This window comes from Pseudomonas sp. S12(2018), assembly GCF_024355235.1.
GTDB classification, from domain to species: Bacteria; Pseudomonadota; Gammaproteobacteria; order Pseudomonadales; family Pseudomonadaceae; genus Aquipseudomonas; species Aquipseudomonas palmensis.
Genome location: NZ_QLAD01000002.1, coordinates 374,408 through 399,964 on the forward strand (window position 1 = coordinate 374,408; position 25,557 = coordinate 399,964).

The following is a 25,557-nucleotide window of genomic DNA, read 5'->3' on the forward strand; positions in this document are numbered from 1 at the left end:
TCCTACAGAAGGTCGCACCAACCTGTAGGAGCCGGCCTTGCCGGCGAACGCCTCGACACCGCTCTAAAGCGTCAACCACCCCGCATACAACGCATACGCCGCCACCCCCGCCCCCACCAGCACCGCCGCGAAAATCAGTTTCTCCCACCCGGTGAACAGCGGCTGCCCCTGCTCGTGCTTGGCGCGGTAGAACAGGATCACCCCCGGCGCGTACAACAGCGCCGACAGCAGCAGGTACTTCAGCCCCCCGGCGTAAAGCAGCCAGATCGCATACACCAGCGCCACCCCGGCCACCAGCAGGTCCTTGCGCCGCGCCCCGGGGTGGCGCTCATAGGTTTCCCCGCGCAGTGCCAGCAAAAACGCATAGGCCGCCGACCACAGGTACGGCACCAGGATCATCGATGACGCCAGGTAGATCAGGCTGGTGTAGGTGCCCGCAGAGAACAGCGTGATCAGCAGGAACAGCTGGATCATGCAGTTGGTCATCCACAGCGCATTGACCGGCACATGGTTGGCATTCTCGCGGGTCAGAAACCGCGGCATGGTCTTGTCGCGGGCGGTGGCGAACAGGATCTCGGCACACAGCAACGCCCACGACAGCAGCGCCCCCAGCAGCGACACCGCCAGCCCCAGGCTGATCAGCAGCCCGCCCCAGGGCCCGACGATATGCTCCATCACCGAGGCCAGCGACGGGTTCTGCAAGCCGGCAAGCTCCGGCTGGGTCATCACCCCCAGCGACAGCACGTTGACCAGCACCAGCAGCGCCAGCACCCCGAGAAAGCCGATCACCGTGGCCTTGCCCACGTCCGAACGCCTTTCGGCACGGGCCGAATACACGCTGGCGCCCTCGATGCCGATGAACACGAACACGGTCACCAGCATCATGTTGCGCACCTGGTCCAGCACCCCGCCGAACTTGGGGTTGCTCAGCCCCCAGATGTCGCGAGTGAAGATATCGGCGCGAAACGCCACCGCCGCGATCACGATGAACATCACCAGCGGCACCACCTTGGCCACGGTGGTCACCAGGTTGATGAACGCCGCCTCCTTGATGCCGCGCAGTACCAGAAAGTGCACTGCCCACAGCAATAGCGAAGCGCAGGCGATGGCGATCGGCGTGTTGCCCTCCCCGAACACCGGAAAGTAGAAGCCCAGGGTGCTGAACAGCAGCACGAAGTAGCCCACGTTGCCCAGCCAGGCGCTGATCCAGTAACCCCAGGCCGACGAAAAGCCCATGTACTCGCCAAACCCGGCCTTGGCATAGGCATATACACCCGAATCGAGCTCGGGCTTGCGATTGGCCAGGGTCTGGAACACGAACGCCAGCGCCAGCATGCCCACGGCGGTGATGCCCCAGCCGATCAGCACGGCGCCGACGTCGGCCCGCGCGGCCATGTTCTGCGGCAGCGAGAAGATACCGCCACCGATCATCGAGCCCACCACCAGCGCGACGAGCGCACCCAAGCGCAGTTTCTGTCCTGGTTCGGACATGCAGTTCCCCTTTTCGTCCCGCGTTGTCATGGCGCTGTTACACACTAGGCCTAAATATAAGCACAGCCCTGACGTTTATAGTGGATTGTCTTCAAAACTATAACCTTCATAACTAGTACGTCTATGCCGAGGCGAACTAAACAGTGAGTTTTGCGTACCCCATCTACTTCATCAAGCAAACAAGATCTTTTCTCGTCAAAAATTTGCTAAACCCGTAAAAGCGACTAGCTTCAAATCTCGCAGCCATTCAGAGCGAATGCTCTAGAAAAAGGCTGGAGGTGCCATTGCACAAGGCTTGCGGGGTGTCGGCGAGGCGCCGGCTGCAGCGCTTCAAGTCCTTCAACAACAATGGAATGTATCAATGAACTGACCTGAATCAGCTCTCGTCACGCTTGCTGGATTTATTCTGGCATCTCTCTTCTCCTGGAATGGAGTTATCCAATGTCAGACACTCCCGGAAAACTACGACTGGGTGCGTTAGTCGCACTTGTAGTGGGTTCCATGATCGGCGGCGGCATCTTCTCGCTGCCGCAGAACATGGCCGCCAGCGCCGATGTCGGCGCCGTGCTGATCGGCTGGGGCATCACCGCCATCGGCATGCTGACCCTGGCCTTCGTGTTCCAGACCCTGGCCAATCGCAAACCTGACCTGGACGGCGGCGTATACGCCTACGCCAAGGCCGGTTTTGGCGACTACATGGGCTTTTCGTCCGCCTGGGGCTACTGGATCAGTGCCTGGCTGGGCAACGTGGGCTACTTCGTGCTGCTGTTCAGCACCCTGGGCTACTTCTTCCCGATCTTCGGCGAAGGCAACACCCCGGCGGCGATCATCGGTGCCTCGATCCTGCTGTGGGCAGTGCACTTTCTGGTGCTGCGCGGCATCAAGGAAGCAGCGTTCATCAACCTGGTCACCACCGTGGCCAAGGTCGTGCCACTGGCGCTGTTCATCCTGATTGCCCTGTTCGCGTTCAAGCTGGACATCTTCACCGCCGACATCTGGGGCACGATGAACCCGGACCTGGGCAGCGTGATGAACCAGGTGCGCAACATGATGCTGGTCACCGTGTGGGTGTTCATCGGCATCGAGGGCGCCAGCATCTTCTCGGCCCGTGCCGAAAAACGCTCCGACGTGGGCAAGGCCACCGTGATCGGCTTCATCACCGTGCTGCTGTTCCTGGTACTGGTGAACGTGCTGTCGCTGGGCATCATGACCCAACCGGAACTGGCCAAGCTGCAGAACCCGTCGATGGCCGCAGTGCTGGAGCACGTGGTCGGTCACTGGGGCGCGGTGCTGATCAGCGTCGGCCTGATCGTCTCGCTGCTGGGGGCCCTGCTGTCGTGGGTACTGCTGTGCGCCGAGATCATGTTCGCCGCAGCCAAGGACCACACCATGCCGGAGTTCCTGCGCCGCGAGAACGCCAACCACGTGCCGGCCAACGCCCTGTGGCTGACCAATGCCATGGTGCAGATCTTCCTGGTCATCACGCTGTTCTCGGCCAGTACCTACCTGTCGCTGATCTACCTCGCCACCTCGATGATCCTGGTGCCCTACCTGTGGTCGGCGGCCTATGCGTTCCTGCTGGCACTGCGCAGCGAAACCTATGAACAGGCCCTGGCCGAACGCAAGAAAGACCTGATCATCGGCGGTATCGCACTGCTCTATGCCATCTGGCTGCTGTACGCCGGTGGCGTCAAGTACCTGCTGCTCTCGGCCCTGCTGTATGCCCCTGGCGTGGTGCTGTTCGCCAAGGCCAAGCGCGAGGTGGGCCAACCGATCTTTACCAACGTGGAGAAGCTGATCTTCGCCGCCGTAGTCATCGGCGCCCTAGTGGCGGCCTATGGCCTGTACGACGGCTTCCTGACTCTGTAACCCCCCGTATTCGCAACTTGGAGGAAATGAACCATGTCCACGGAAAAAGCTAAGTACGGCGTACATTCCGAAGCCGGCAAACTGCGCAAAGTGATGGTTTGCTCCCCAGGCCTGGCTCACCAGCGCCTGACCCCGAACAACTGCGACGAACTGCTGTTCGACGACGTACTCTGGGTCGCCCAGGCCAAGCGCGACCACTTCGACTTCGTGACCAAGATGCGCGAGCGCGGCATCGAAGTGCTGGAAATGCACAACCTGCTGACCGACATCGTCGCGATGCCCGAAGCACTGGACTGGATTCTGGAGCGCAAGGTCACCGCCGACTCGGTGGGCCTGGGCCTGATCAACGAAGTGAAATCCTGGCTGCGCAGCCTGGAGCCGCGACACATCGCCGAGTACCTGATCGGCGGCGTCTCGGCCGATGACCTGCCCGACAGCTTCGGTGGCAAGACCATCCAGATGTTCCGCGACTTCCTGGGCCACTCCAGCTTCATCCTGCCGCCGCTGCCCAACACCCAGTTCACCCGCGACACCACCTGCTGGATCTACGGCGGCGTGACGCTGAACCCGATGTACTGGCCGGCGCGTCGCCAGGAGACCCTGCTGACCACCGCCATCTACAAGTTCCACCCGCAGTTCACCAATGCCGATTTCGAAATCTGGTACGGCGACCCGGACAAGGACCACGGCAACTCCACCCTCGAAGGCGGCGACGTGATGCCTATCGGCAACGGCGTGGTACTGATCGGCATGGGCGAACGCACGTCGCGTCAGGCCATCGGCCAACTGGCGCTGAACCTGTTCAAGAACAAGGCCGTGGAACGCGTGATCGTGGCCGGGCTGCCGAAGTCCCGCGCTGCGATGCACCTGGACACCGTGTTCAGCTTCTGCGACCGCGACCTGGTCACGATCTTCCCCGAAGTGGTGAACCAGATCGTCGCCTTCACCCTGCAACCCGACGAAAGCAAGCAGGGCGGCATCGACATCCGCCGCGAAGAAGCCAGCTTCCTCGATGTGGTGGCCAAGGCCCTCAAGCTGCCCAAGCTGCGCGTGGTTGAAACCGGTGGCAACAGCTTCGCCGCCGAACGCGAGCAGTGGGACGACGGCAACAACGTGGTGGCCGTGGAGCCGGGCGTGGTCATCGGCTACGACCGCAACACCTACACCAACACCCTGCTGCGCAAGGCCGGTGTCGAGGTCATCACCATCAGTGCCGGCGAACTGGGCCGCGGACGTGGGGGCGGCCACTGCATGACCTGCCCGATCGTGCGCGACCCAATCGACTACTAAAACGACCATCGTCCGGCCGCGCCCACAAGGCGCCGGCCGGGCCGATCAGCCCTTTGCGTTCTAAAAGAACAGGAGCAACATCATGGCGTTCAACATCCACAACCGCAGCCTGCTGAGCCTGGAACACCACACCCCGCGCGAGCTGCGCTACCTGCTGGACCTGTCCCGTGACCTCAAGCGTGCCAAATACACCGGCACCGAGCAGCAGCACCTCAAGGGCAACAACATTGCGCTGATTTTCGAGAAGACCTCGACCCGCACCCGTTGCGCCTTCGAAGTGGCCGCCTATGACCAGGGCGCCAACGTCACCTACATCGACCCCAACTCCTCGCAGATCGGCCACAAGGAGAGCATGAAGGACACCGCCCGCGTGCTCGGGCGCATGTACGATGCCATCGAGTACCGTGGCTTCAAGCAGGAAGTGGTCGAGGAACTGGCCAAGTTCGCCGGCGTACCGGTGTTCAACGGCCTCACCGACGAATACCACCCCACCCAGATGATTGCCGACGTGCTGACCATGCGCGAGCATGCCGACAAGCCGATCCACGACATCAGCTACGCCTACCTGGGCGATGCGCGCAACAACATGGGCAACTCGCTGCTGCTGGTCGGCTCCAAGCTGGGCATGGACGTGCGTATCTGTGCGCCCAAGGCCCTGTGGCCGCATGACGACCTGGTGGCACGCTGCAAACAGTACGCAGAGGAAAGCGGTGCCCGCATCACCCTCACCGAAGACCCGAAAGCTGCGGTCAAGGGCGTGGACTTCATCCACACCGACGTGTGGGTATCGATGGGCGAGCCGGTCGAAGCCTGGGGCGAACGCATCAAGCAACTGCTGCCATACCAGGTCAACGCCGAGCTGATGAAGGCCACCGGCAACCCACGCACCAAGTTCATGCACTGCCTGCCGGCGTTCCACAACTCCGACACCAAGGTCGGCAAGCAGATCGCCGAGCAGTACCCGCACCTGGCCAACGGCATCGAAGTGACCGATGACGTGTTCGAGTCGCCGGCCTGCATCGCCTTCGAGCAGGCGGAAAACCGCATGCACACGATCAAGGCGATCCTGGTGTCGACCCTGGCCGACCTGTAACCCCGCCGGGAGCCGGCGCTGCCGGCTCCTGCACCCTAGAAAGGACATCATCATGCGTATCGTTGTTGCATTGGGCGGCAACGCCCTGCTGCGCCGCGGCGAGCCCCTGACCGCCGACAATCAGCGCGCCAACATCCGTATCGCCGCCGAACAGATCGCCAAGATCCACCCCGGCAACGAACTGGTCATCGCCCATGGCAACGGCCCGCAGGTCGGCCTGCTGTCGCTCCAGGCGCAATCCTACAAACCCGACGAAGCCTACCCGCTGGACGTGCTCGGTGCCGAAACCGAAGGCATGATCGGCTACATCATCGAACAGGAGCTGGGCAACCTGCTGGACTTCGAGGTGCCCTTCGCCACCCTGCTGACCCAGGTGGAAGTGGACGCCAACGACCCTGCCTTCAAGGACCCGACCAAGTTCATCGGCCCGGTCTACGGCAAGGAAGAAGCCGAGCGCCTGGCCAAGGAAAAAGGCTGGGTGGTCAAGGCCGACGGCGACAAGTTCCGCCGCGTGGTGGCCAGCCCCAAACCCAAGCGCATCTTCGAGATCCGCCCGATCAAGTGGCTGCTGGAAAAGAGCAGTATCGTGATCTGTGCCGGGGGTGGCGGCATCCCCACCATGTATGGTGAGAACGGCAAGCTGCAGGGCATCGAGGCGGTGATCGACAAGGACCTGTGCTCGTCGCTGCTGGCCGAACAGCTGGACGCCGACCTGCTGGTGATTGCCACGGACGTGAACGCGGCGTATGTCGACTTCAACAAGCCGACCCAGAAAGCCATCGCCCAGGCCCACCCGGACGAACTGGAGCGCCTGGGCTTTGCCGCAGGCTCCATGGGGCCGAAGGTGCAGGCCGCTTGCGACTTTGCCCGGCACACCGGCAAAGTAGCGGTTATCGGCTCGCTGGCCGATATCGAAGACATCGTCAAGGGCACTGCCGGCACTCGGGTGAGTACGTCCAAGCCTGGTATCGACTACCGTTGATGCAGTTGGGCGGATCTGCAGGTCCGCCCGTTTCAACCTTCCAGAGGAGCCGCCATGGCCATATTCGAACCCGGTCATCTGCACATCGAGCGCCATGCGCTGAACAAGGCCGATTACAGCTACAACCTGTGCATCGACTACAAGGTTGAGCAGGATCCCAAGGAAGGCAAAGGCATGAGTTTTCGCATGCATGGCACCATCGAGGACAAGCCGATGGACGAAACCTTCTTCATGCCCAAGGACCAGGCCTTCGACTTCGCGCGGCAGGCCTCGATCATCGCGCAGAAGTACGGCATGCCCAAAACCGCCAGCATCAGCTCGCTGCACAAGATCTACGACATGATGTTCGAGGATGTGCGCGCACAGCTCGATGTGAAATCGGGCGACCCGGTCAAGCCCGAGCACCTGGGCTAGCCCACCACGACCTCATCGCGGGTCAAGCCCGCTCCCACAAAAATCACCTGCGCCTGTGGGAGCGGGCTTGACCCGCGATTCGACCGCACCGCGCCCGCCAAGGCATACTTGCCATCCCGGCAAGCCAGAACATCCCCCCATGCGTATCCACGTCAGCTTCATCGACCGCGTCGGCATCACCCAGGAAGTGCTGGCCCTGCTCGGTGCCCGCCACCTCAACCTGGACGCCGTGGAGATGGTGCCGCCCAACGTCTACATCGACGCCCCGACCCTGAGCCCCGACGTGCTCGAAGAGCTGCATGACGCGCTGTTCAACGTGCACGGCGTGCAAAGCGTGAAAGTGGTCGACATCCTCCCCGGACAGCGCCGCCACCTGCAGCTCGATGCCCTGCTCGCCGCCATGAGCGACCCGGTCCTGGCCCTGGACAGCGCCGGCCATGTGCTGCTGGCCAACCCGGCGCTGATTGCCCTGTGCGGCCAGGACCCGGAGGGCCGCTCGGTGGGTGAGCTGTTCGGCGACCCGCAACTGCTCGATGCGCTGATCGAACAGGGTTTCCACCTGCCCCTGCGCGAAGTCACCCTCAACGGCCAGACCCTGCTGCTCGACGCCACCCCGATCACCAACGCCGGCGCCCTGCTGACGCTGTACCAGGCCAACCGCATCGGCGAACGCCTGTCGGCCCTGCACCACGACCATGCCGAAGGCTTCGACGCGCTGCTCGGCGACTCGCCGCCCATCCGTACCCTCAAGGCCCGCGCCCTGCGTGTGGCGGCGCTGGATGCGCCGCTGCTGATCCACGGCGAGACCGGCACCGGCAAGGAACTTGTAGCCCGTGCCTGCCACGCCATCAGCAGCCGCCACAACGCACCCTTCCTGGCACTGAACTGTGCGGCGCTGCCGGAGAACCTGGCCGAGAGCGAGCTGTTCGGCTACGCCCCCGGTGCCTTCACCGGCGCGCAACGCGGCGGCAAGCCGGGGCTGATGGAGCTGGCCAACCAGGGCACGGTGTTTCTCGATGAAATCGGCGAGATGTCGCCTTACCTTCAGGCCAAGCTGCTGCGGTTTCTGAGCGATGGCAGCTTTCGCCGCGTGGGCGGTGATCGCGAGGTCAAGGTCAACGTGCGCATCCTCAGCGCCACCCACCGCGACCTGGAAAAGATGGTTGCCGAAGGCAGTTTTCGCGAAGACCTGTTCTACCGCCTGAACGTGCTCAACCTGGAAGTGCCGCCGCTGCGCGAGCGTGGCCAGGACATCCTGATGCTGGCGCGTGCCTTCATGCGCCAGGCCTGCACGCAGATCCAGCGTCCGCTGTGCCGGCTGGCGCCGGGCACCTACCCGGCGTTGCTGGGCAACCGCTGGCCGGGCAACGTGCGCCAGTTGCAGAACGTGATCTTTCGCGCTGCGGCCATCTGCGAGAGCAGCCTGGTGGATATTGGTGACCTGGACATTGCCGGCACCTCGGTGGCGCGCCAAAGCGATGGTGAAGTGGCCAGCCTGGAGCAGGCCGTGGAGAACTTCGAGCGTGGCCTGCTGGAAAAGCTCTACGCCACCTACCCCTCCACCCGCCAGTTGGCCAGTCGCTTGCAGACTTCGCACACGGCTATCGCGCATCGGCTGCGCAAGTATGGCATTCCCGGAAAGGAAACCCTTCCGTAGCGAATTCGATACACCGTATCGATTTCGCTACATCGCCCGTTTGCCACTGTAATGCAAGGTTTTGATCCCTCTGCGCTTTTTCAATACTCGACAGGTGTAGCGATTTCGCTACGACCTGCATAACGAGCACCGCTGAAAAATACATAACTATTTGATTTGTAGGCATTTTTAATAAATGGCCACGAACTTGCTAAGGAGATGTCAGTTCCGGGCTGGCCTGATGGTGAGCCCTACCGCACCCCTGAGGAGTTCCCATGAGCGAGTTGCGTTTTACCGAAGATCACGAATGGCTGCGCGCCGAAGCCGACGGCAGCGTCACGGTCGGGATCACCGCCTTTGCCCAGAACGCATTGGGTGACGTGGTCTACGTGCAACTGCCGGAACTGCAAACCTACGAAGCCGGGGCCGAAGCCTCCACCGTCGAATCGGTCAAAGCCGCCAGCGGCGTGTACATGCCGCTGACCGGTGAAGTGGTGGCAGTCAACGAACAGCTGCAGGACAGCCCCGAGCTGGTCAACGAAGATCCGCTGGGCGAAGGCTGGTTCTTCCGCTTCATCCCGGCCGATGCCGGCGCCGTCGCGCAACTGCTCGACCAGGACGCCTACGACCGTCTGATCAAAGCCAACGCCGACGCCTGAGGAAATCACCATGACCATCAACCTCGGCACCGCCAATCAGTTCATCGCCCGTCATATCGGCCCGCGCGACACCGACGAGCAGGCCATGCTCGCCACCCTGGGCTTCGACTCGCTGGAGGCCATGAGCGCCGCCGTGATCCCCGACAGCATCAAGGGCACCAGCGTGCTCGAGCTCGGTGACGGGCAGAGCGAAGCCGATGCCCTGGCTTCGCTCAAGGCCATCGCCGGCAAGAACCAGCTGTTCAAAAGCTTCATCGGCCAGGGCTACTACAACACCCACACCCCGGCACCGATCCTGCGCAACCTGCTGGAAAACCCGGCCTGGTACACCGCCTACACCCCCTATCAGCCCGAGATTTCCCAGGGCCGCCTGGAAGCGCTGCTGAACTTCCAGACCCTGATCAGCGACCTCACCGGCTTGCCGATCGCCAACGCCTCCCTGCTCGACGAAGCCACGGCCGCCGCCGAAGCCATGACCTTCTGCAAGCGCCTGAGCAAGAACAAGGGCAGCCACGCCTTCTTCGCCTCGGTGCATTGCCACCCGCAGACCCTCGACGTGCTGCGCACCCGTGCCGAGCCGCTGGGCATCAAGGTGGTGGTGGGCGACGAGCGCGAGCTGGGCGACGTGAGCGCCTTCTTCGGCGCCCTGCTGCAGTACCCGGCCAGCAACGGCGAGGTGTTCGACTACCGCGAACTGGTGGAGCGCCTGCACGCCGCCAACGCGCTGGTGGCGGTAGCCGCCGACCTGCTGGCGCTGACCCTGCTGACCCCGCCGGGTGAGTTCGGCGCCGACGTGGCCATCGGCAGCGCCCAGCGCTTCGGCGTGCCGCTGGGCTTCGGCGGCCCGCATGCGGCGTACTTCTCCACCCGCGATGCGTTCAAGCGCGACATGCCCGGGCGCCTGGTCGGCGTGTCCATCGACCGCTTCGGCAAGACCGCCCTGCGCCTGGCCATGCAGACCCGCGAGCAGCACATCCGCCGCGAGAAGGCCACCAGCAACATCTGCACCGCCCAGGTACTGCTGGCCAACATCGCCAGCATGTACGCCGTGTACCACGGCCCGCAGGGCCTCAAGCAGATCGCCCAGCGCACCCACCAGCTGACCGCGATCCTGGCCTGCGGCCTCAAGGCACTGGGCGTGAACGTGCAGAACGCCGCGTTCTTCGACACCCTGACCCTGGCCACCGGCGGCGCGACTGCCGCGCTGCATGAACAGGCGCGCGCCCGCCAGCTCAACCTGCGCCAGATCGATGCCGACCACCTGGGCCTGTCGCTGGATGAAACCAGCACCCAGGCCGATGTCGAGGCCCTGTGGCAGCTGTTCGCCAATGGCCAGGCCGTACCGGACTTCGCCGCGCTGGCCGCTGCCACGCCAGCACGACTGCCGGCCGCCCTGCTGCGCCAGTCGGCCATCCTCGAACACCCGGTGTTCAACCGCTACCACAGCGAAACCGAACTGATGCGCTACCTGCGCAAGCTGGCCGACAAGGACCTGGCGCTGGACCGCACCATGATCCCGCTGGGCTCGTGCACCATGAAGCTCAATGCCGCCAGCGAAATGATCCCGGTGACCTGGGCCGAGTTCGGCAACCTGCACCCCTTTGCCCCCGCCGAGCAGAGCCAGGGCTACCAGCAACTGACCGACGAGCTGGAGGCCATGCTGTGCGCCGCCACTGGCTATGACGCCGTGTCGCTGCAGCCCAACGCCGGTTCGCAGGGCGAGTACGCCGGCCTGCTGGCGATCCGCGCCTACCACCAGAGCCGGGGCGATGCCCGCCGCGATATCTGCCTGATTCCCTCATCGGCCCACGGCACCAACCCGGCCACCGCACACATGGCCGGCATGCGCGTGGTGGTCACTGCGTGCGATGCCCGTGGCAATGTCGACATCGACGACCTGCGCGCCAAGGCCATCGAGCACCGCGACCAGTTGGCTGCGCTGATGATCACCTACCCGTCCACCCACGGTGTGTTCGAGGAGGCCATCGGCGAGATCTGCGCGATCATCCACGACAACGGCGGCCAGGTGTACATCGACGGCGCCAACATGAACGCGATGGTCGGCCTGTGCGCCCCGGGCAAGTTCGGCGGCGACGTGTCCCACCTGAACCTGCACAAGACCTTCTGCATCCCCCACGGCGGTGGCGGCCCGGGCGTCGGCCCGATCGGCGTCAAGGCGCACCTGGCGCCGTTCCTGCCGGGCCATGCGCACCTGCACAACCCCCAGGGCGCGGTATGCGCGGCGCCGTTCGGCAGTGCCAGCATCCTGCCGATCACCTGGATGTACATCCGCATGATGGGCGGCGCCGGGCTCAAGCGTGCGTCGCAGATGGCGATCCTGAATGCCAACTACATCGCCCGCCGCCTGGAAGAGCACTATCCTGTGTTGTACACCGGCGGCAATGGCCTGGTGGCGCACGAGTGCATCCTGGACCTGCGCCCGCTCAAGGACAGCAGCGGCATCAGCGTCGACGACGTGGCCAAGCGCCTGATCGACTTCGGCTTCCATGCCCCGACCATGTCGTTCCCGGTGGCCGGCACGTTGATGATCGAGCCGACCGAGAGCGAGGCCAAGGAGGAACTGGACCGCTTCTGCAACGCCATGATCTGTATTCGCGAAGAGATTCGCGCAGTGGAGAACGGCAGCCTGGACAAGGACGACAACCCGCTGAAGAACGCCCCGCACACCGCGGCCGAACTGGCCGGCGAATGGCCCCACGGCTATAGCCGCCAGCAGGCGGTGTACCCGCTGCCATCGCTGGTGGAGGCCAAGTACTGGCCACCCGTGGGGCGTGTCGACAACGTGTTCGGCGACCGCAACCTGATCTGCGCCTGCCCGTCGATCGAAAGCTATCAGGACGCCTGAGGGCCTCTTCGCCGGCAAGGCCGGCTCCTGCAGAGCCCGCGCGCATCTGTAGGGGCCGGCCTTGCCGGCGAAGCTTTTCAACCTGCACGAGGGTACGACCATGTCACTCAGCGTCTTCGACCTGTTCAAGATCGGCATCGGCCCCTCCAGCTCCCATACCGTCGGGCCGATGCGCGCAGCCGCGCGTTTTGCCGAGGGCCTGCGCCGCGACGACCTGCTGGCCAGTACCGCCAGCGTCAAGGTCGAGCTGTACGGCTCGCTCGGCGCCACCGGCAAGGGCCACGGCAGCGACAAGGCGGTGCTGCTGGGGCTTGAGGGCGAACACCCCGACAGCGTCGACACCGACACCATCGCAGCGCGCCTGCAGGCGATCCGCAGCAGCGGGCAGCTCTACCTGCTGGGCGAGCACGCCATCGAGTTCAACGAAAAACAGCACCTGGCGATGATCCGCAAGCCGCTGGCCTTTCACCCCAACGGCATGATCTTTCGTGCCTTCGACGCCGCCGGCCTGCAGGTACGCAGCCGCGAGTACTACTCGGTGGGCGGCGGTTTCGTGGTCGACGAAGGCGCCGCCGGGGCCGATCGTATCGTCGAGGACAGCACCACACTGCCCTACCCGTTCAAGACGGCCCGGGAACTGCTTGGCCACTGCACCACGCATCACCTGAGCATCAGCCAGGTGATGCTGGCCAACGAATCGGCCTGGCGCCCCGAGGCCGAGACCCGCAGCGGCCTGCTGCACATCTGGCAAGTGATGCAGGACTGCGTGGCCGCCGGCTGTCGCAACGAGGGCATTCTGCCCGGCGGGCTCAAGGTCAAGCGCCGCGCTGCGGCCCTGCACCGCCAGCTGTGCGCCAACCCCGAGGCGAGCCTGCGCGATGCGCTGTCGGTACTCGACTGGGTCAACCTCTATGCCCTGGCGGTCAACGAAGAGAATGCCTCCGGCGGTCGAGTGGTCACCGCACCCACCAATGGCGCTGCCGGCATCGTGCCGGCGGTGCTGCACTACTACATGCGCTTCATCGGGGGGGCCAGCGAAGACGGCGTGGTGCGCTTTCTGCTCACCGCCGCTGCCATCGGCATCCTGTACAAGGAAAACGCCTCGATCTCGGGGGCCGAAGTGGGCTGCCAGGGTGAGGTCGGGGTGGCCTGTTCGATGGCAGCCGGGGCCCTGTGCGAGGTGCTGGGCGGCAGCGTGCAACAGGTCGAGAACGCCGCCGAAATCGGCATGGAACACAACCTGGGCCTGACCTGCGACCCGATTGGCGGGCTGGTCCAGGTGCCCTGCATCGAACGCAATGCCATGGGCTCGGTCAAGGCGATCAACGCGGTGCGCATGGCCTTGCGCGGCGACGGGCAGCACTTCGTCTCGCTCGACAAGGTGATCCGCACCATGCGCCAGACCGGCGCCGACATGAAAAGCAAATACAAGGAGACCGCCCGCGGCGGTCTGGCCGTCAACATCATCGAGTGCTGACAACCTCAAGCCTCTAGAAGGAGTCATCAATGTCCACCGACACACTGCTGCAAACACCGCTTCATGCCCTGCATCTGGAACTGGGCGCGCGCATGGTGCCGTTCGCCGGCTACGACATGCCCGTGCAGTACCCGCTGGGAGTGCTCAAGGAGCACCTGCACACCCGCGAACAGGCCGGCCTGTTCGACGTGTCGCACATGGGCCAGATCCGCCTGGTGGGCGCCGATGCCGCCAAGGCCCTGGAAACCCTGGTGCCGGTCGACATCATCGATTTGCCGGTGGGCATGCAGCGCTACGCGATGTTCACCAACGAACAGGGCGGCATCCTCGATGACCTGATGGTGGCCAACCTGGGCAACGACGAACTGTTCCTGGTGGTCAACGCCGCCTGCAAGGACCAGGACCTGGCCCACCTGCGCCAGCACATCGGCACGCTGTGCCAGGTGCAGCCGCTGTTCGAAGAGCGCGCCCTGCTGGCCCTGCAGGGCCCGGCGGCGGTCAAGGTGCTGCAGCGCCTGGCCCCCGAGGTGGCGGACATGACCTTCATGCAGTTCAAGCCCGTGGTGTTGCTGGGCGTGGACTGCTACGTGAGCCGATCGGGCTACACCGGCGAAGACGGCTTCGAGATCAGTGTGCCCAGCGCCAGCGCCGAGGCCCTGGCCCGTCACCTGCTGGCCGAGCCGGAAGTGGCCGCCATCGGCCTGGGCGCGCGCGACTCGCTGCGCCTGGAAGCCGGCCTATGCCTGTACGGGCATGACATGAATGCCGACACCACGCCGATCGAGGCAAGCCTGCTGTGGGCCATCTCCAAGGTACGCCGCGCCGATGGCTCGCGGGCGGGAGGCTTCCCCGGCGCTGCTGCGATCTTCGCCCAGCAGCACAGCGGCGTGGCGCGCAAGCGCGTCGGCCTGCTGCCGCAGGAGCGTACCCCGGTGCGCGAAGGGGCCGAGATCGTGGATGAGGCCGGCACGGTGGTCGGCAGCATCTGCAGCGGAGGCTTCGGGCCCACGCTGGGCGCGCCAGTGGCGATGGGATATGTGGACCAGGCCCATGCAGCGCTCGATACACCGCTGTGGGCCATCGTGCGCGGCAAACGGGTGGCGATGAAAGTCAGCAAGATGCCGTTCGTTGCCCAGCGCTACTATCGCGGCTGAAACAGCGCAATTGAAACAAGGTGTCATGGCGCGTTCGGGATATTCGTTTTCGAACGCGTTTTACAACTTTCGAACACGCCCGACAGCGGCCCGCAAACAGCCCCGGAAATTTCCCGCCAGGCCCCGTGGTGCGGCGCTCTGCGGGACTTGTTTTTGCAATCGAAATGAGTGTAGATTCACTGCACTGTGTTTGCATGGGTCGCTATGGTTCGTGACCTGGGCAGTAGCGCCGAGTTTTGCTACAACCCGTTCGACGTCTCTTACTTTCCTGCAACCCAGCCCAGTACTCTTTCAATGAAAGAAACTGTTACTAATTCTAAGTTTCAAAGGAAATAAGACAATGTCCCAACGTCAGAGCGGTACCGTCAAGTGGTTTAACGACGAGAAAGGTTTTGGTTTCATCACTCCAGAAAGCGGTCCGGATCTGTTCGTACACTTCCGCGCTATTCAGGGCAACGGCTTCAAGAGCCTGAAAGAAGGCCAGAAAGTGACCTTCGTTGCTGTGCAGGGCCAAAAAGGCATGCAAGCCGACGAAGTTCAAGCCGAAGCCTGATCTTCATCAACGAAAGAGCCCCTGCTGGCAACAGCAGGGGCTTTTTTGTGCGCGCAATTCCGTAGAATGGGCGCTTTGTCACCCGGAGCCTGAGCGCATGCCCAAGCAACTTCTTCAACCACAGGGCGAGTTCCCCGTGGTCGGCCTGGGCCGTCGCCTGGCCGCGATGTTCTATGACTTCCTGTTGTGCACCGCCCTGCTGATGGTGACCACGCTGGTGTACAAGATGGTGCAGATGGCGATCATCGGCGAGACGCGCATGCGCGCCCTGACCGAGGCGGGGGCGCTGGATGGCGATCCGTTGCTGTCGACCGTTCTGCTGTTCATGCTGTTCGGCTTCTTCGCCAAGTTCTGGACCCACGGCGGCCAGACCCTTGGCATGCAGGTATGGGGCATCCGCGTGCAGAATGCCGACGGCAGTGCCATCAGCCTGTGGCAGGCACTGCTGCGCTTTGTGGTGTCGATTGCGTCGTGGCTGTGCCTGGGCCTGGGGTTTCTGTGGTCGCTGGTGGACAAGAAAAAACGCGCCTGGCATGACATGTACTCGGAAACCCAGCTGGTGCGGATTCCCAAGCGCAAGAAGTAGAACCGCAGCGCACCGTTCGCCGGCACAGGCAACCAATGAAAAAGCCGACCCTGAGGTCGGCTTTTTGTTGGCCAGGGTAATCGCTACCCCGCCCTGCGTAGCAACCACACCCCCGCCAGCGCACAGATTGCCCCCGGGATCACCACCGCCAGCAGCGGCGGGAAGCCGAACACCTGGCTCGAAGGGCCCAGCAGGTCCTGGGCGATGCGGAACACGAAGCCCACCAGCACCCCGGTGAACACCCGCTGGCCCAGCGTCACCGAACGCAGCGGGCCGAAGATGAACGACACCGCCATCAGGACCAGCGCCGCCGTAACCACCGGTTGCAGCACCTTGGTCCAGAACGCCAGCCAGTAGCGCGCGTTGTTCAGGCCCTGGTCGGAGAGGTAGTGAATGTAGTCCCACAGCCCGCTGATCGACAGCGACTCGGGCGCCAGTACCACGGTGCTGAGCAGCTCGGGGGTCAGCGCGACGTCCCAGCGCTCCTCGGCATTGTGGATGACTTCGGTGTGGTCCCCACGGAAGTGCGTGGTGGTCACGTCGGTCAGTTCCCAGTGGCCCTGGGTGTATTGCGCCCTGCGCGCAAAGCTGGAGGTCTGCATGTGACGCTCGTTGTCGAAGCGATAACGCGTCACGCCCAGCAACAGCCCATTGGGCTGCACGGTGTTGATGTGCACGAACTCTTCGCCCTGACGGTGCCACAGGCCGCGCTTGGAGCTTTGCGCCTCACCGCCACCCTGCGCCAGCGAACGGTCGGCCTGGGCCTTGTTCTCGGTCACGGGTGCCAGGTACTCGCCCATCAGCACGCCGATCAGCATCAGTACCAGCATCGGCTTCATGACCGCCCACACGATGCGCCCGATGGACACGCCGGCAGCGCGCATGATGGTCAGTTCGCTGCTGCTGGCCAGGCTGCCCAGGCCGATCAGGCAGCCGATCAGCGCGGCCATCGGCAGCATGTCGTACAGGCGCCGTGGCGCGGTCAGCAGCACGTAGTTGCCCGCGTCCCACAAGGTGTAGGTATCGCTGATGTCGCCCATCTCGTCGATGAAGGCGAACAGCGACGCCAGGCCGAGGATGATCCCCAGCACGGCGAGGATGGCCATGAACACGCTCTGGCCGATGTAGCGATCGAGTTTAGCCACGGGCCACCTCCGCACGACGGCTGGCGCGCTTGAGGCGCAGCGGTTCCCAGAACATCAGGCCCAGGCCGATCAGCAGGAACAGCCCATGCACCGGCCACAGGCCCAGGCCGATCGGCAACTTGCCTTTCTCCAGGGCGCCGCGGGCGGCAATCAGAATCGTCAGGTAAGCCATATACAGAAGGATCGCCGGCAGCAGCTTGAGGAAACGGCCCTGGCGCGGGTTGACCCGCGACAGCGGCACCGCCATCAGGGTCACGATGAACACCAGCAGCGGCAGCGACAGGCGCCACTGCAGTTCGGCACGCTCGCGCAGCCCGGTACTGCCGATCAGTTCGGACGTCGGAATGGCCTCGCGCTCGGTGACTTCCTGGCTGACCTCCGGCTTGGGCAGCAGCACACCGTAGGTGTCGTACTTGATGGCGCGGTAATCGGCCTGGCCCGGGTTGCCGTCGTAGCGGTAGCCGTTTTCAAGGATCAGGTAGCGGTTGCCGTCGGCCTGCACTTCCTGACGGCCCTTTTCGGCCACCAGCACGGAGATACCACGGTCCTTGCTCTTGTCCTGGGACAGTCGCTTCTCGGAAATGAACACGCCGGCCAGCTTTGAACGGTCATCCGACAGCTGCTCGGTGTAGGTGACCCGCGAACCGTCGCGCAGGTTCTGGAAGCGGCCCGGCACCAGGGTGTCGAACTCGGTCAGCGCATCCTGCTGGTTGATGATCTGCGATACCTGGGTCACGCCCTGGGGCGCCAGGCTCAGGCTCAGCCAGGCTACCAGCACCGCGATCAGTGCCGCCGGCATCAGGGTCATGCCCAGCAGGCGCTGCTGGCTCATGCCGGTTGCCGAGAGCACGGTCATCTCGCTTTCCAGGTACAGCCGGCCGTAGGCCAGCAGGATGCCCAGAAACAGGCCCAGCGGCAGGATCAGTTGCAGAAAGCCCGGCAGGCGGTAGCCCATGATCAGGAACAGTACGCCCGGATCGAGCATGCCCTGGGCCGCCTGGGCCAGGTATTTGATGAAGCGCCCGCTCATGATGATGACCAGCAGCACAGCGCTGACGGCACTCAAGGTCACCAGGACCTCGCGGGACAGATAACGGAAGACGATCAAACCAGACACTCCTGGGTTGTCAGGCTCGGACAGCCGAACAAGGGAAAACGTTGCAACCAAGATAGTCGCCCGCCCGCCAAAGGCGAACCCGGACAAAAGTGCGCGCATTATCCTGTGAATGGCCGTGCCTGTCACTTGGCGCCGTGCAAAGCTTCATCTCGGGGTTGTCAGCGCGCCCGCCGCAGGCTCAAACTGGGCGCTTTCTGACTGGCCCGCCACGGCGCGCCAGGCCGCTTCGAGCGCCTGCACCGCCAGCGCGCACTGACAGTTCATTCGGGGACCCTGACATGGAATTGGTTGTAAAAAGCGTAGCCGCAGCATCCTTGAAAACCGCCACCCTGGTACTGAGCGTGGGTGAAGGCCGCACACTGGGCGCTACCGCCAAGGCCGTGGACGACGCCAGCAACGGCGCCCTGAGCGCAGTGCTCAAGCGCGGCGACCTGGCCGGCAAGGTCGGCCAGACCCTGCTGCTGCAAGGCCTGGCCGGGGTCAAGGCCGAGCGCGTGCTGCTGGTGGGGACCGGCAAGGACGCCCTTGCCGACCGCGCCTGGCGCAAGCTGGCAGGCAGCGTGCTCAACGTGCTCAAGGGCCTGGCTGGCAGCGATGCGGTGCTGGCACTGGACGACGTTGCCGTGACCGGCCGCGATGCCAACTACGGCAAGGTACGCCTGCTGGCCGAAAGCCTGCTCGATGGTCAATATGTATTCGATCATTACAAGAGCAAGAAGGCCGAGCCGATCGCCCTGAAGAAGATCACCCTGCTCAGCGACAAGGCCGGCCTGGCCGAGGTGGAGCGCGCCGTCAAGCACGCCACCGCGATCGCCAACGGCATGGGCTTCACCCGCGACCTGGGCAACCTGCCGCCGAACATCTGCCACCCAAGCTATCTGGCCGAACAGGCCAAGGCGCTGGGCAAGGAGTTCAAGGGCCTCAAGGTCGAGGTGCTGGACGAGAAGAAGATCAAGGACCTGGGCATGGGCGCGTTCTACGCCGTGGGCCAGGGCAGCGATCAGCCGCCACGCCTGATCGTGCTCAGCTACCAGGGCGCCGCCAAGAAGAGCGAGAAGCCTTACGTACTGGTGGGCAAGGGCATTACCTTCGACACCGGCGGCATCAGCCTCAAGCCCGGTGCCGGCATGGATGAAATGAAGTACGACATGGGCGGTGCAGCCAGCGTGTTCGGCACCCTGCGTGCCGTGCTCGAACTCAAGCTGCCGATCAACCTGGTGTGTGTACTGGCCTGTGCCGAGAACATGCCCAGCGGTGGCGCCAGCCGTCCGGGCGACATCGTCACCACCATGAGCGGGCAGACCGTCGAAATCCTCAACACCGACGCCGAAGGCCGCCTGGTGCTGTGCGACGCACTGACCTACGTGGAGCGCTTCAAGCCGCAGGCGGTGATCGACATCGCCACCTTGACCGGCGCCTGCATCGTCGCCCTGGGCAGCCATACCTCGGGCCTGATGGGCAACGACGACGAACTGATCGGCCAACTGCTGGACGCCGGCAAGCGTGCCGACGACCGCGCCTGGCAACTGCCGCTGTTCGACGAATACCAGGAGCAGCTCGACAGCCCGTTCGCCGACATCGCCAACATCGGCGGCCCGAAGGCGGGCAGCATTACCGCCGGCTGCTTCCTGTCGCGCTTTGCCAAGGCCTACCACTGGGCCCACCTGGACATCGCCGGCACGGCCTGGACCAGCGGCGGCAAGGACAAGGGCGCCACTGGCCGCCCGGTACCGCTGCTGACCCAATACCTGCTCGACCGCGCCAACGCCTGAGGCGCCGTCCACCGGCCGCACTGCAAGGCGTAGCCGGTGGGCCACCCCACCATGAGCAAAGTCGACTTCTATATCCTGCCCAGCCCCGCGCCTGCCGCGCGGCTGGATTTCGCCTGCAAGCTGTGCGAAAAGGCCTGGCGCCTTGGGCACCGCGTGTACCTCAACTGCAGCGATGCGGCCCAGCGCGACGAGCTGGATGCGCGGCTGTGGGCGTTCAAGGGCGAGGCCTTCGTGCCCCACAGCGCGCTCGAGGACGACCCGCACGGCGCGGTGGCGCTGGGGGTCGGTGACGACCCGGGCGATCATCAGGACCTGCTGGTCAATCTCGACCTGAAGGTACCCGGTTTTGCCGCACGCTTTGCCCGCATTGCCGAGATCGTGGTGGAGGAGCCGGCCATTCGTGCGGCGGCGCGGGAGAGTTTCCGTTTCTACCGTGAACAGGGCTATGCTCTGCAAGACCACCGTTTACAGCGACTCTGATGATGGACAAACCTGCCCCCATGCCAAAACCTGCGCATTTGCTGGACGATCTGGAGTCGATTCGCCAGTTGCTGGGTGACGATGCCCTGGAACCGCCACTGCTGACCGAGACCGTCGAGGAGCAGATACCGTTGCTGCTCGAGCCGGCCGAACCGGCAGCGCGGGCCCCGGTGGCTGCCGAGCCGGCTGCCGAGCCCGACCCGCAGGCGCGCCGCCAGGACACCCTGCTGCACCTGGACAGCGAACTGCGCGCGGCGGCGCAGTTGATCATGCAGGATGTGATCAAGGACTTTACCCCGCATATCGAGAACGAGATCAAGCGGCGCCTGGATGCCCGCCTGGAGCGGTTGTTGAACTCACGCTCGTAATCAAAAACGGGGGGCGAGCCTTTGGCTCGCTTCGCCGGCAAGGCCGGCTCCTACGCGAAGAATTCCCCACAGTTTTTTGCCCCACTCCCGCACCTCACGCTACGCCCCGGCCCTTATCCCCGCTATACTTCTCGGCTTTCCTGAATAAATGCCATAGGGTCCCGCCGCGCATGGATAAGACCTACCAGCCGCACGCCATTGAAACTTCCTGGTACAACACCTGGGAGTCAGAGAATTATTTCGCCCCGCAAGGCGCGGGCGATTCGTACACCATCATGATCCCGCCGCCGAACGTGACCGGCAGCCTGCACATGGGTCACGGCTTCAACAACGCGATCATGGACGCCCTGATCCGTTTTCGCCGCATGCAGGGTCGCAACACCCTGTGGCAACCAGGCACCGACCACGCCGGCATCGCCACGCAGATGCTGGTGGAGCGTCAACTGGAGGCCAAGGGCCAGAACCGTCACGACCTGGGCCGCGACAAATTCCTCGAGAAAGTCTGGGAATGGAAGGATCAGTCCGGTGGCAACATCAGCCGCCAGATCCGCCGCCTGGGCTCGTCGGTAGACTGGAGCCGCGAGCGCTTCACCATGGACGACGGCCTGTCCGAAGCGGTCAAGGAAGCCTTCGTGCGCCTGCATGAAGACGGCCTGATCTACCGCGGCAAGCGCCTGGTCAACTGGGACACCAAGCTGCACACGGCGATCTCCGACCTCGAAGTGGAAAGCCACGACGAGAAAGGCCATCTGTGGAACCTGCGCTACCCGCTGGCCGACGGTGCCACCACGGCCGACGGCAAGGACCACCTGGTGGTCGCCACCACCCGTCCGGAAACCCTGCTCGGCGACGCCGCCGTGGCCGTCAACCCGAACGACGAGCGCTACCAGGCGCTGATCGGCAAGTTCGTCAAGCTGCCGCTGGTCGGTCGCCTGATCCCGATCATCGCCGATGACTACTGCGACCCCGAATTCGGCACCGGCTGCGTGAAGATCACCCCGGCCCACGACTTCAACGACTACGAAGTCGGCAAGCGCCACAACCTGCCGCTGCTCAACATCTTCGACAAGAACGCCGCGGTGCTGCCGGCAGCCCAGGTGTTCAACCTCGACGGCAGCCTGGACGAAAGCCTGGACGCCAGCCTGCCTGCCGCCTACGCCGGCCTCGACCGCTTCGTGGCGCGCAAGCAGATTGTTGCCGACCTGGATGCCGCAGGCCTGCTGGTCAGCGTCGACGACCACGCCTTGAAAGTGCCCAAGGGCGACCGCTCCGGCACCATCATCGAGCCATGGCTGACCGACCAGTGGTACGTGTCGACCAAGCCGCTGGCCGAGCCTGCGATCGCCGCCGTCGAAGATGGCCGCATCCAGTTCGTGCCCAAGCAGTACGAGAACATGTACTTCTCCTGGATGCGCGACATCCAGGACTGGTGCATCAGCCGCCAGCTGTGGTGGGGCCACCGCATTCCGGCCTGGTACGACGTGTCGGGCAAGGTCTATGTGGGGCGCAGCGAAGAAGAAGTGCGCGCCAAGCACCAGCTGGGCGACGACGTGGTCCTGAACCAGGACAACGACGTGCTCGACACCTGGTTCAGCTCGGGCCTGTGGACTTTCTCCACCCTGGGCTGGCCGCAGCAGACCGAATTCCTCAAGACCTTCCACTCCACCGACGTGCTGGTGACCGGTTTCGACATCATCTTCTTCTGGGTTGCCCGGATGATCATGTTGACCATGCACCTGGTGAAGAACGAGGACGGTACCCCGCAAGTGCCGTTCAAGACCGTGTACGTGCATGGTCTGGTTCGTGATGGCCAGGGCCAGAAGATGTCCAAGTCCAAGGGCAACGTGCTCGACCCGCTGGACATCGTCGACGGCATCACCCTGGACGCGCTGCTGGAGAAACGCACCAGCGGTCTGATGCAGCCCAAGCTGGCCGACAAGATCGCCAAGCAGACCAAGGCCGAGTTCCCCGAAGGCATCGCCAGCTACGGCACCGACGCCCTGCGCTTCACCTTCTGCTCGCTGGCGTCCACCGGTCGCGACATCAAGTTCGACATGGGCCGCGTCGAAGGCTATCGCAACTTCTGCAACAAGATCTGGAACGCCGCGCGCTACGTGCTGGACAAGGGCGAGGACTGCGGCCAGAACGGCGAGGCCTACGAGCTGTCGCTGGCCGACCGCTGGATCATCTCGCAGCTGCAGCGCACCGAAGCCGAAGTGACCCGCCAGCTGGACCAGTTCCGCTTCGACCTGGCCGCCCAGGCGCTGTACGAGTTCATCTGGAACCAGTACTGCGACTGGTACCTGGAGCTGTCCAAGCCGGTACTGTGGGACGAGAACGCACCGGTCGAACGCCAGCGCGGCACCCGTCGCACCCTGGTCCGCGTGCTGGAAGTGGCGCTGCGCCTGGCGCACCCGTTCATGCCGTTCATCACCGAGGAAATCTGGCAGCGCCTGGCGCCGCTGGCCGGTATCGAAGGCAAGACCATCATGCTGCAGCCGTGGCCAGTGGCCAACGAAAGCCGCATCGATGAAGCCGCCGAAGGCGATATCGAGTGGCTCAAGGAACTGATGCTGGGCGTGCGCAACATCCGTGGCGAAATGAACATCGGCCCGGGCAAGCCATTGCAGCTGTTCCTCAAGAACGCCAGTGCCGAAGACGTGCGTCGCCTGCAGGAAAACGAGGCGCTGCTCAAGAAGCTGGCCAAGATCGAATCCTTCACCGTGCTGGGCGAGCAGGACGAGGCGCCGCTGAGCGCCACCGCCCTGGTCGGTGACCTGCAGGTGCTGGTGCCGATGGCCGGGCTGATCGACAAGGATGCCGAGCTGGCGCGTCTGAACAAGGAAATCCAGCGCCTGCAAGGCGAAGTGCAGCGGGTGGGCGGCAAGCTGTCCAACCCGGCGTTCGTCGACAAGGCGCCGCCTGCGGTGATCGACAAGGAGCGCGCCAAGCTGGCCGAGGCCGAACAGGCCCTGGCCAACTTCACCGAGCAGCATGCGCGGATTGCCGCCTTGTAATAGCGCTGATCACAGCGACGCCATCGCGGGTCAAGCCCGCTCCCACAAGGAACTGTGCATGCAGCCCCTGTGGGAGCGGGCTTGACCCGCGATGCTTTTCACCGGACACAAACATGACCACACCCAACAAACCCACCCTGCACCCGCGCAACCGCCACCAGGGTCGCTACGACTTCCCGCAACTGATCAAGAGCAGCCCCGAGCTGGGCCGCTTCATGATCACCAACCCCCACGGCAAGCCGAGCATCGATTTCGCCGACCCCGAGGCAGTGCGCGTGTTTAACCGCGCCCTGCTCAAGGCCCAGTACGGCATCCAGCACTGGGGCATCCCGGCCGACTACCTGTGCCCGCCCATACCCGGCCGCGCCGACTACCTGCATGGCCTGGCCGACCTGCTGGCCACCGACAACGGTGGCGAGATTCCGCGGGGGGCGATGATCCAGGCACTGGATGTGGGGGTCGGGGCCAACTGCATCTATCCGCTGCTGGGTCACGTCGACTACCGCTGGCGCTTCCTGGGCTCGGACATCGACCCGGTGGCCCTGGGCGCCGCCAAGGCCATCGTGCAGGCCAACGGCCTGGGCAAGGTCATCAGCCTGCGCCAGCAGGGCAATGCGCGGCAGATCCTCGCCGGCCTGCTCAAGAGCGACGAACGCTTCGACGTCACCCTGTGCAACCCGCCCTTCCACGCCTCGCGTGACGAAGCCACCCGTGGCAGCCAGCGCAAATGGCGGGCGCTGGGCAAGGCCGACCCCAAGCGCAAGCTGCCGGTACTGAACTTTGGCGGGCAGAACAACGAGCTGTGGTGCGAAGGCGGTGAAATCCGCTTTGTCAGCCAGCTGGTGAATGAAAGCGTGGCCCTGGGCCAGCAGGTGCTGTGGTTCAGCAGCCTGGTGTCGAAGGCATCGAACCTGCCGGGTATCGAGGCGGCCCTGAACAAGGCCGGCGCAGTAGAGCACCGCGTGCTAGAGATGGGCCAGGGGCAGAAGCAGAGCCGCCTGGTGGCCTGGACCTTCCAGACACCTCAGGCGCGCGCAGCGTGGCGCCAGCTGCGCTGGACGAAACCCGCCCCCTAGGGGCATGCGCAGCACCCACAAAAAAACCGCGCCTGGCTCGCACCGGACGCGGTTTTCAGAAGCTGTTTACAATTACTTGTTTACAGCGTCGGTCAGCACTTTGGCTGGAACGAACTTGACGACTTTCTTGGCAGCGATTTCGATGGCGGCGCCAGTCGAAGGGTTACGACCGGTACGGGCAGGACGCTCGGTGATCTTCAGCTTGCCGATACCCGGCAGGGTGATTTCGCTGCCATTTTCCAGTTGATCAGCAACGATCTGGCCCAGTTGCTCCAGAGCGTTACGCGCGGTGGTTTTCGGCGCGTCGATAGCTTCGGCGATATCGGCGATCAGTTGGTCTTTGGTCAATGCCATGGTGGTGTTCCTTCCCTATCAAATTCAGTTGGTTTGCAGAGTGCAGCGTCAGCCATCGGCCCAGACCCGCGAGTCTTCGGCGGTCCGGGGTATATCCATTGCCAATCGCGTATGTAGATACACAAAAATGCGTTTGGTTCGACGTGACATCAGCGGTC

Annotated in this window: 21 protein-coding genes; 17 read left to right on the forward strand and 4 right to left on the reverse strand. The window is 64.1% G+C overall.

Annotated elements, in window-relative coordinates:
- Positions 1-63 precede the first annotated feature (63 nt).
- Positions 64-1,491 (reverse strand): arginine-ornithine antiporter, encoded by a 1,428-nt coding sequence (arcD, locus tag DN388_RS05610; RefSeq protein ID WP_054915087.1) that lies wholly within the window; start codon positions 1,489-1,491, stop codon positions 64-66.
- 441 nt (positions 1,492-1,932) lie between these two features.
- Between arcD (DN388_RS05610) and arcD (DN388_RS05615) the strand changes: the two genes are divergently transcribed.
- The 12 genes from arcD (DN388_RS05615) to DN388_RS05670 all read left to right on the forward strand — a co-directional run bounded on the left by arcD (DN388_RS05615) (position 1,933) and on the right by DN388_RS05670 (position 16,070).
- Positions 1,933-3,360, forward strand: coding sequence for an arginine-ornithine antiporter (arcD, locus tag DN388_RS05615; RefSeq protein ID WP_054915088.1), 1,428 nt, complete (start codon positions 1,933-1,935; stop codon positions 3,358-3,360).
- Positions 3,361-3,393: 33 nt separating this feature from the next.
- Entirely contained in the window at positions 3,394-4,650 is a 1,257-nt protein-coding gene (gene arcA, locus DN388_RS05620; RefSeq protein ID WP_043862423.1) for an arginine deiminase, read from the forward strand.
- Between the two features lie 82 nt (positions 4,651-4,732).
- Positions 4,733-5,743 (forward strand): ornithine carbamoyltransferase, encoded by a 1,011-nt coding sequence (locus tag DN388_RS05625; protein WP_043862424.1) that lies wholly within the window; start codon positions 4,733-4,735, stop codon positions 5,741-5,743.
- 52 nt (positions 5,744-5,795) lie between these two features.
- Positions 5,796-6,725 carry a carbamate kinase gene (gene arcC / locus DN388_RS05630; RefSeq protein ID WP_043862425.1) on the forward strand — a complete coding sequence of 310 codons (930 nt, stop codon included), beginning with the start codon at positions 5,796-5,798 and terminating at the stop codon, positions 6,723-6,725.
- A gap of 54 nt (positions 6,726-6,779) precedes the next feature.
- The gene (locus tag DN388_RS05635; RefSeq protein WP_043862426.1) at positions 6,780-7,139 is read left to right on the forward strand and encodes a DUF5064 family protein; all 360 of its coding nucleotides are present in this window, start codon (positions 6,780-6,782) and stop codon (positions 7,137-7,139) included.
- A gap of 139 nt (positions 7,140-7,278) precedes the next feature.
- Complete coding sequence (locus DN388_RS05640; protein WP_043862427.1) at positions 7,279-8,796, forward strand: sigma-54-dependent transcriptional regulator; 1,518 nt, start codon at positions 7,279-7,281, stop codon at positions 8,794-8,796.
- Between the two features lie 254 nt (positions 8,797-9,050).
- A complete protein-coding gene (gcvH, locus tag DN388_RS05645; RefSeq protein WP_043862428.1) occupies positions 9,051-9,434 on the forward strand; it encodes a glycine cleavage system protein GcvH in 384 nt (127 codons plus the stop codon).
- A 10-nt stretch (positions 9,435-9,444) separates the two neighbouring features.
- A complete protein-coding gene (gcvP, locus tag DN388_RS05650; RefSeq protein WP_254997449.1) occupies positions 9,445-12,300 on the forward strand; it encodes an aminomethyl-transferring glycine dehydrogenase in 2,856 nt (951 codons plus the stop codon).
- Between the two features lie 100 nt (positions 12,301-12,400).
- Positions 12,401-13,777, forward strand: coding sequence for an L-serine ammonia-lyase (locus DN388_RS05655; RefSeq protein ID WP_078479978.1), 1,377 nt, complete (start codon positions 12,401-12,403; stop codon positions 13,775-13,777).
- Positions 13,778-13,806: 29 nt separating this feature from the next.
- Positions 13,807-14,931, forward strand: a complete 1,125-nt coding sequence (gcvT, locus tag DN388_RS05660) for a glycine cleavage system aminomethyltransferase GcvT (protein ID WP_058541434.1) — start codon at positions 13,807-13,809, stop codon at positions 14,929-14,931.
- Between the two features lie 340 nt (positions 14,932-15,271).
- Complete coding sequence (locus DN388_RS05665; RefSeq protein ID WP_003175786.1) at positions 15,272-15,484, forward strand: cold-shock protein; 213 nt, start codon at positions 15,272-15,274, stop codon at positions 15,482-15,484.
- 97 nt (positions 15,485-15,581) lie between these two features.
- The gene (locus DN388_RS05670; protein ID WP_043862432.1) at positions 15,582-16,070 is read left to right on the forward strand and encodes an RDD family protein; all 489 of its coding nucleotides are present in this window, start codon (positions 15,582-15,584) and stop codon (positions 16,068-16,070) included.
- Positions 16,071-16,153: 83 nt separating this feature from the next.
- Here DN388_RS05670 and lptG read toward each other — a convergent pair whose 3' ends face one another.
- Together lptG and lptF are read right to left on the reverse strand one after the other, a co-directional pair.
- Complete coding sequence (lptG, locus tag DN388_RS05675; RefSeq protein ID WP_254997537.1) at positions 16,154-17,215, reverse strand: LPS export ABC transporter permease LptG; 1,062 nt, start codon at positions 17,213-17,215, stop codon at positions 16,154-16,156.
- Positions 17,208-18,323, reverse strand: coding sequence for an LPS export ABC transporter permease LptF (gene lptF / locus DN388_RS05680; protein WP_043862434.1), 1,116 nt, complete (start codon positions 18,321-18,323; stop codon positions 17,208-17,210). The genes lptG and lptF overlap by 8 nt, the downstream gene beginning before the upstream one ends.
- Positions 18,324-18,610: 287 nt before the next feature.
- On the opposite strand from lptF, the gene DN388_RS05685 reads away from it, so the two are divergent.
- The 5 genes from DN388_RS05685 to rlmF all read left to right on the forward strand — a co-directional run bounded on the left by DN388_RS05685 (position 18,611) and on the right by rlmF (position 25,045).
- Entirely contained in the window at positions 18,611-20,104 is a 1,494-nt protein-coding gene (locus DN388_RS05685) for a leucyl aminopeptidase (protein WP_054916377.1), read from the forward strand.
- A 51-nt stretch (positions 20,105-20,155) separates the two neighbouring features.
- A complete protein-coding gene (locus tag DN388_RS05690) occupies positions 20,156-20,584 on the forward strand; it encodes a DNA polymerase III subunit chi (protein WP_043862523.1) in 429 nt (142 codons plus the stop codon).
- A gap of 2 nt (positions 20,585-20,586) precedes the next feature.
- Positions 20,587-20,952 (forward strand): hypothetical protein, encoded by a 366-nt coding sequence (locus DN388_RS05695; protein WP_043862436.1) that lies wholly within the window; start codon positions 20,587-20,589, stop codon positions 20,950-20,952.
- A 170-nt stretch (positions 20,953-21,122) separates the two neighbouring features.
- The gene (locus DN388_RS05700; RefSeq protein ID WP_254997543.1) at positions 21,123-23,969 is read left to right on the forward strand and encodes a valine--tRNA ligase; all 2,847 of its coding nucleotides are present in this window, start codon (positions 21,123-21,125) and stop codon (positions 23,967-23,969) included.
- Positions 23,970-24,082: 113 nt separating this feature from the next.
- Complete coding sequence (gene rlmF, locus DN388_RS05705) at positions 24,083-25,045, forward strand: 23S rRNA (adenine(1618)-N(6))-methyltransferase RlmF (RefSeq protein WP_100633031.1); 963 nt, start codon at positions 24,083-24,085, stop codon at positions 25,043-25,045.
- Between the two features lie 72 nt (positions 25,046-25,117).
- On the opposite strand, the gene DN388_RS05710 is transcribed toward rlmF, so the two are convergent.
- Positions 25,118-25,399: an HU family DNA-binding protein gene (locus tag DN388_RS05710; RefSeq protein ID WP_009398256.1), complete on the reverse strand. Its 282-nt coding sequence runs from the start codon at positions 25,397-25,399 to the stop codon at positions 25,118-25,120.
- Between the last annotated feature and the right edge of the window lie 158 nt (positions 25,400-25,557).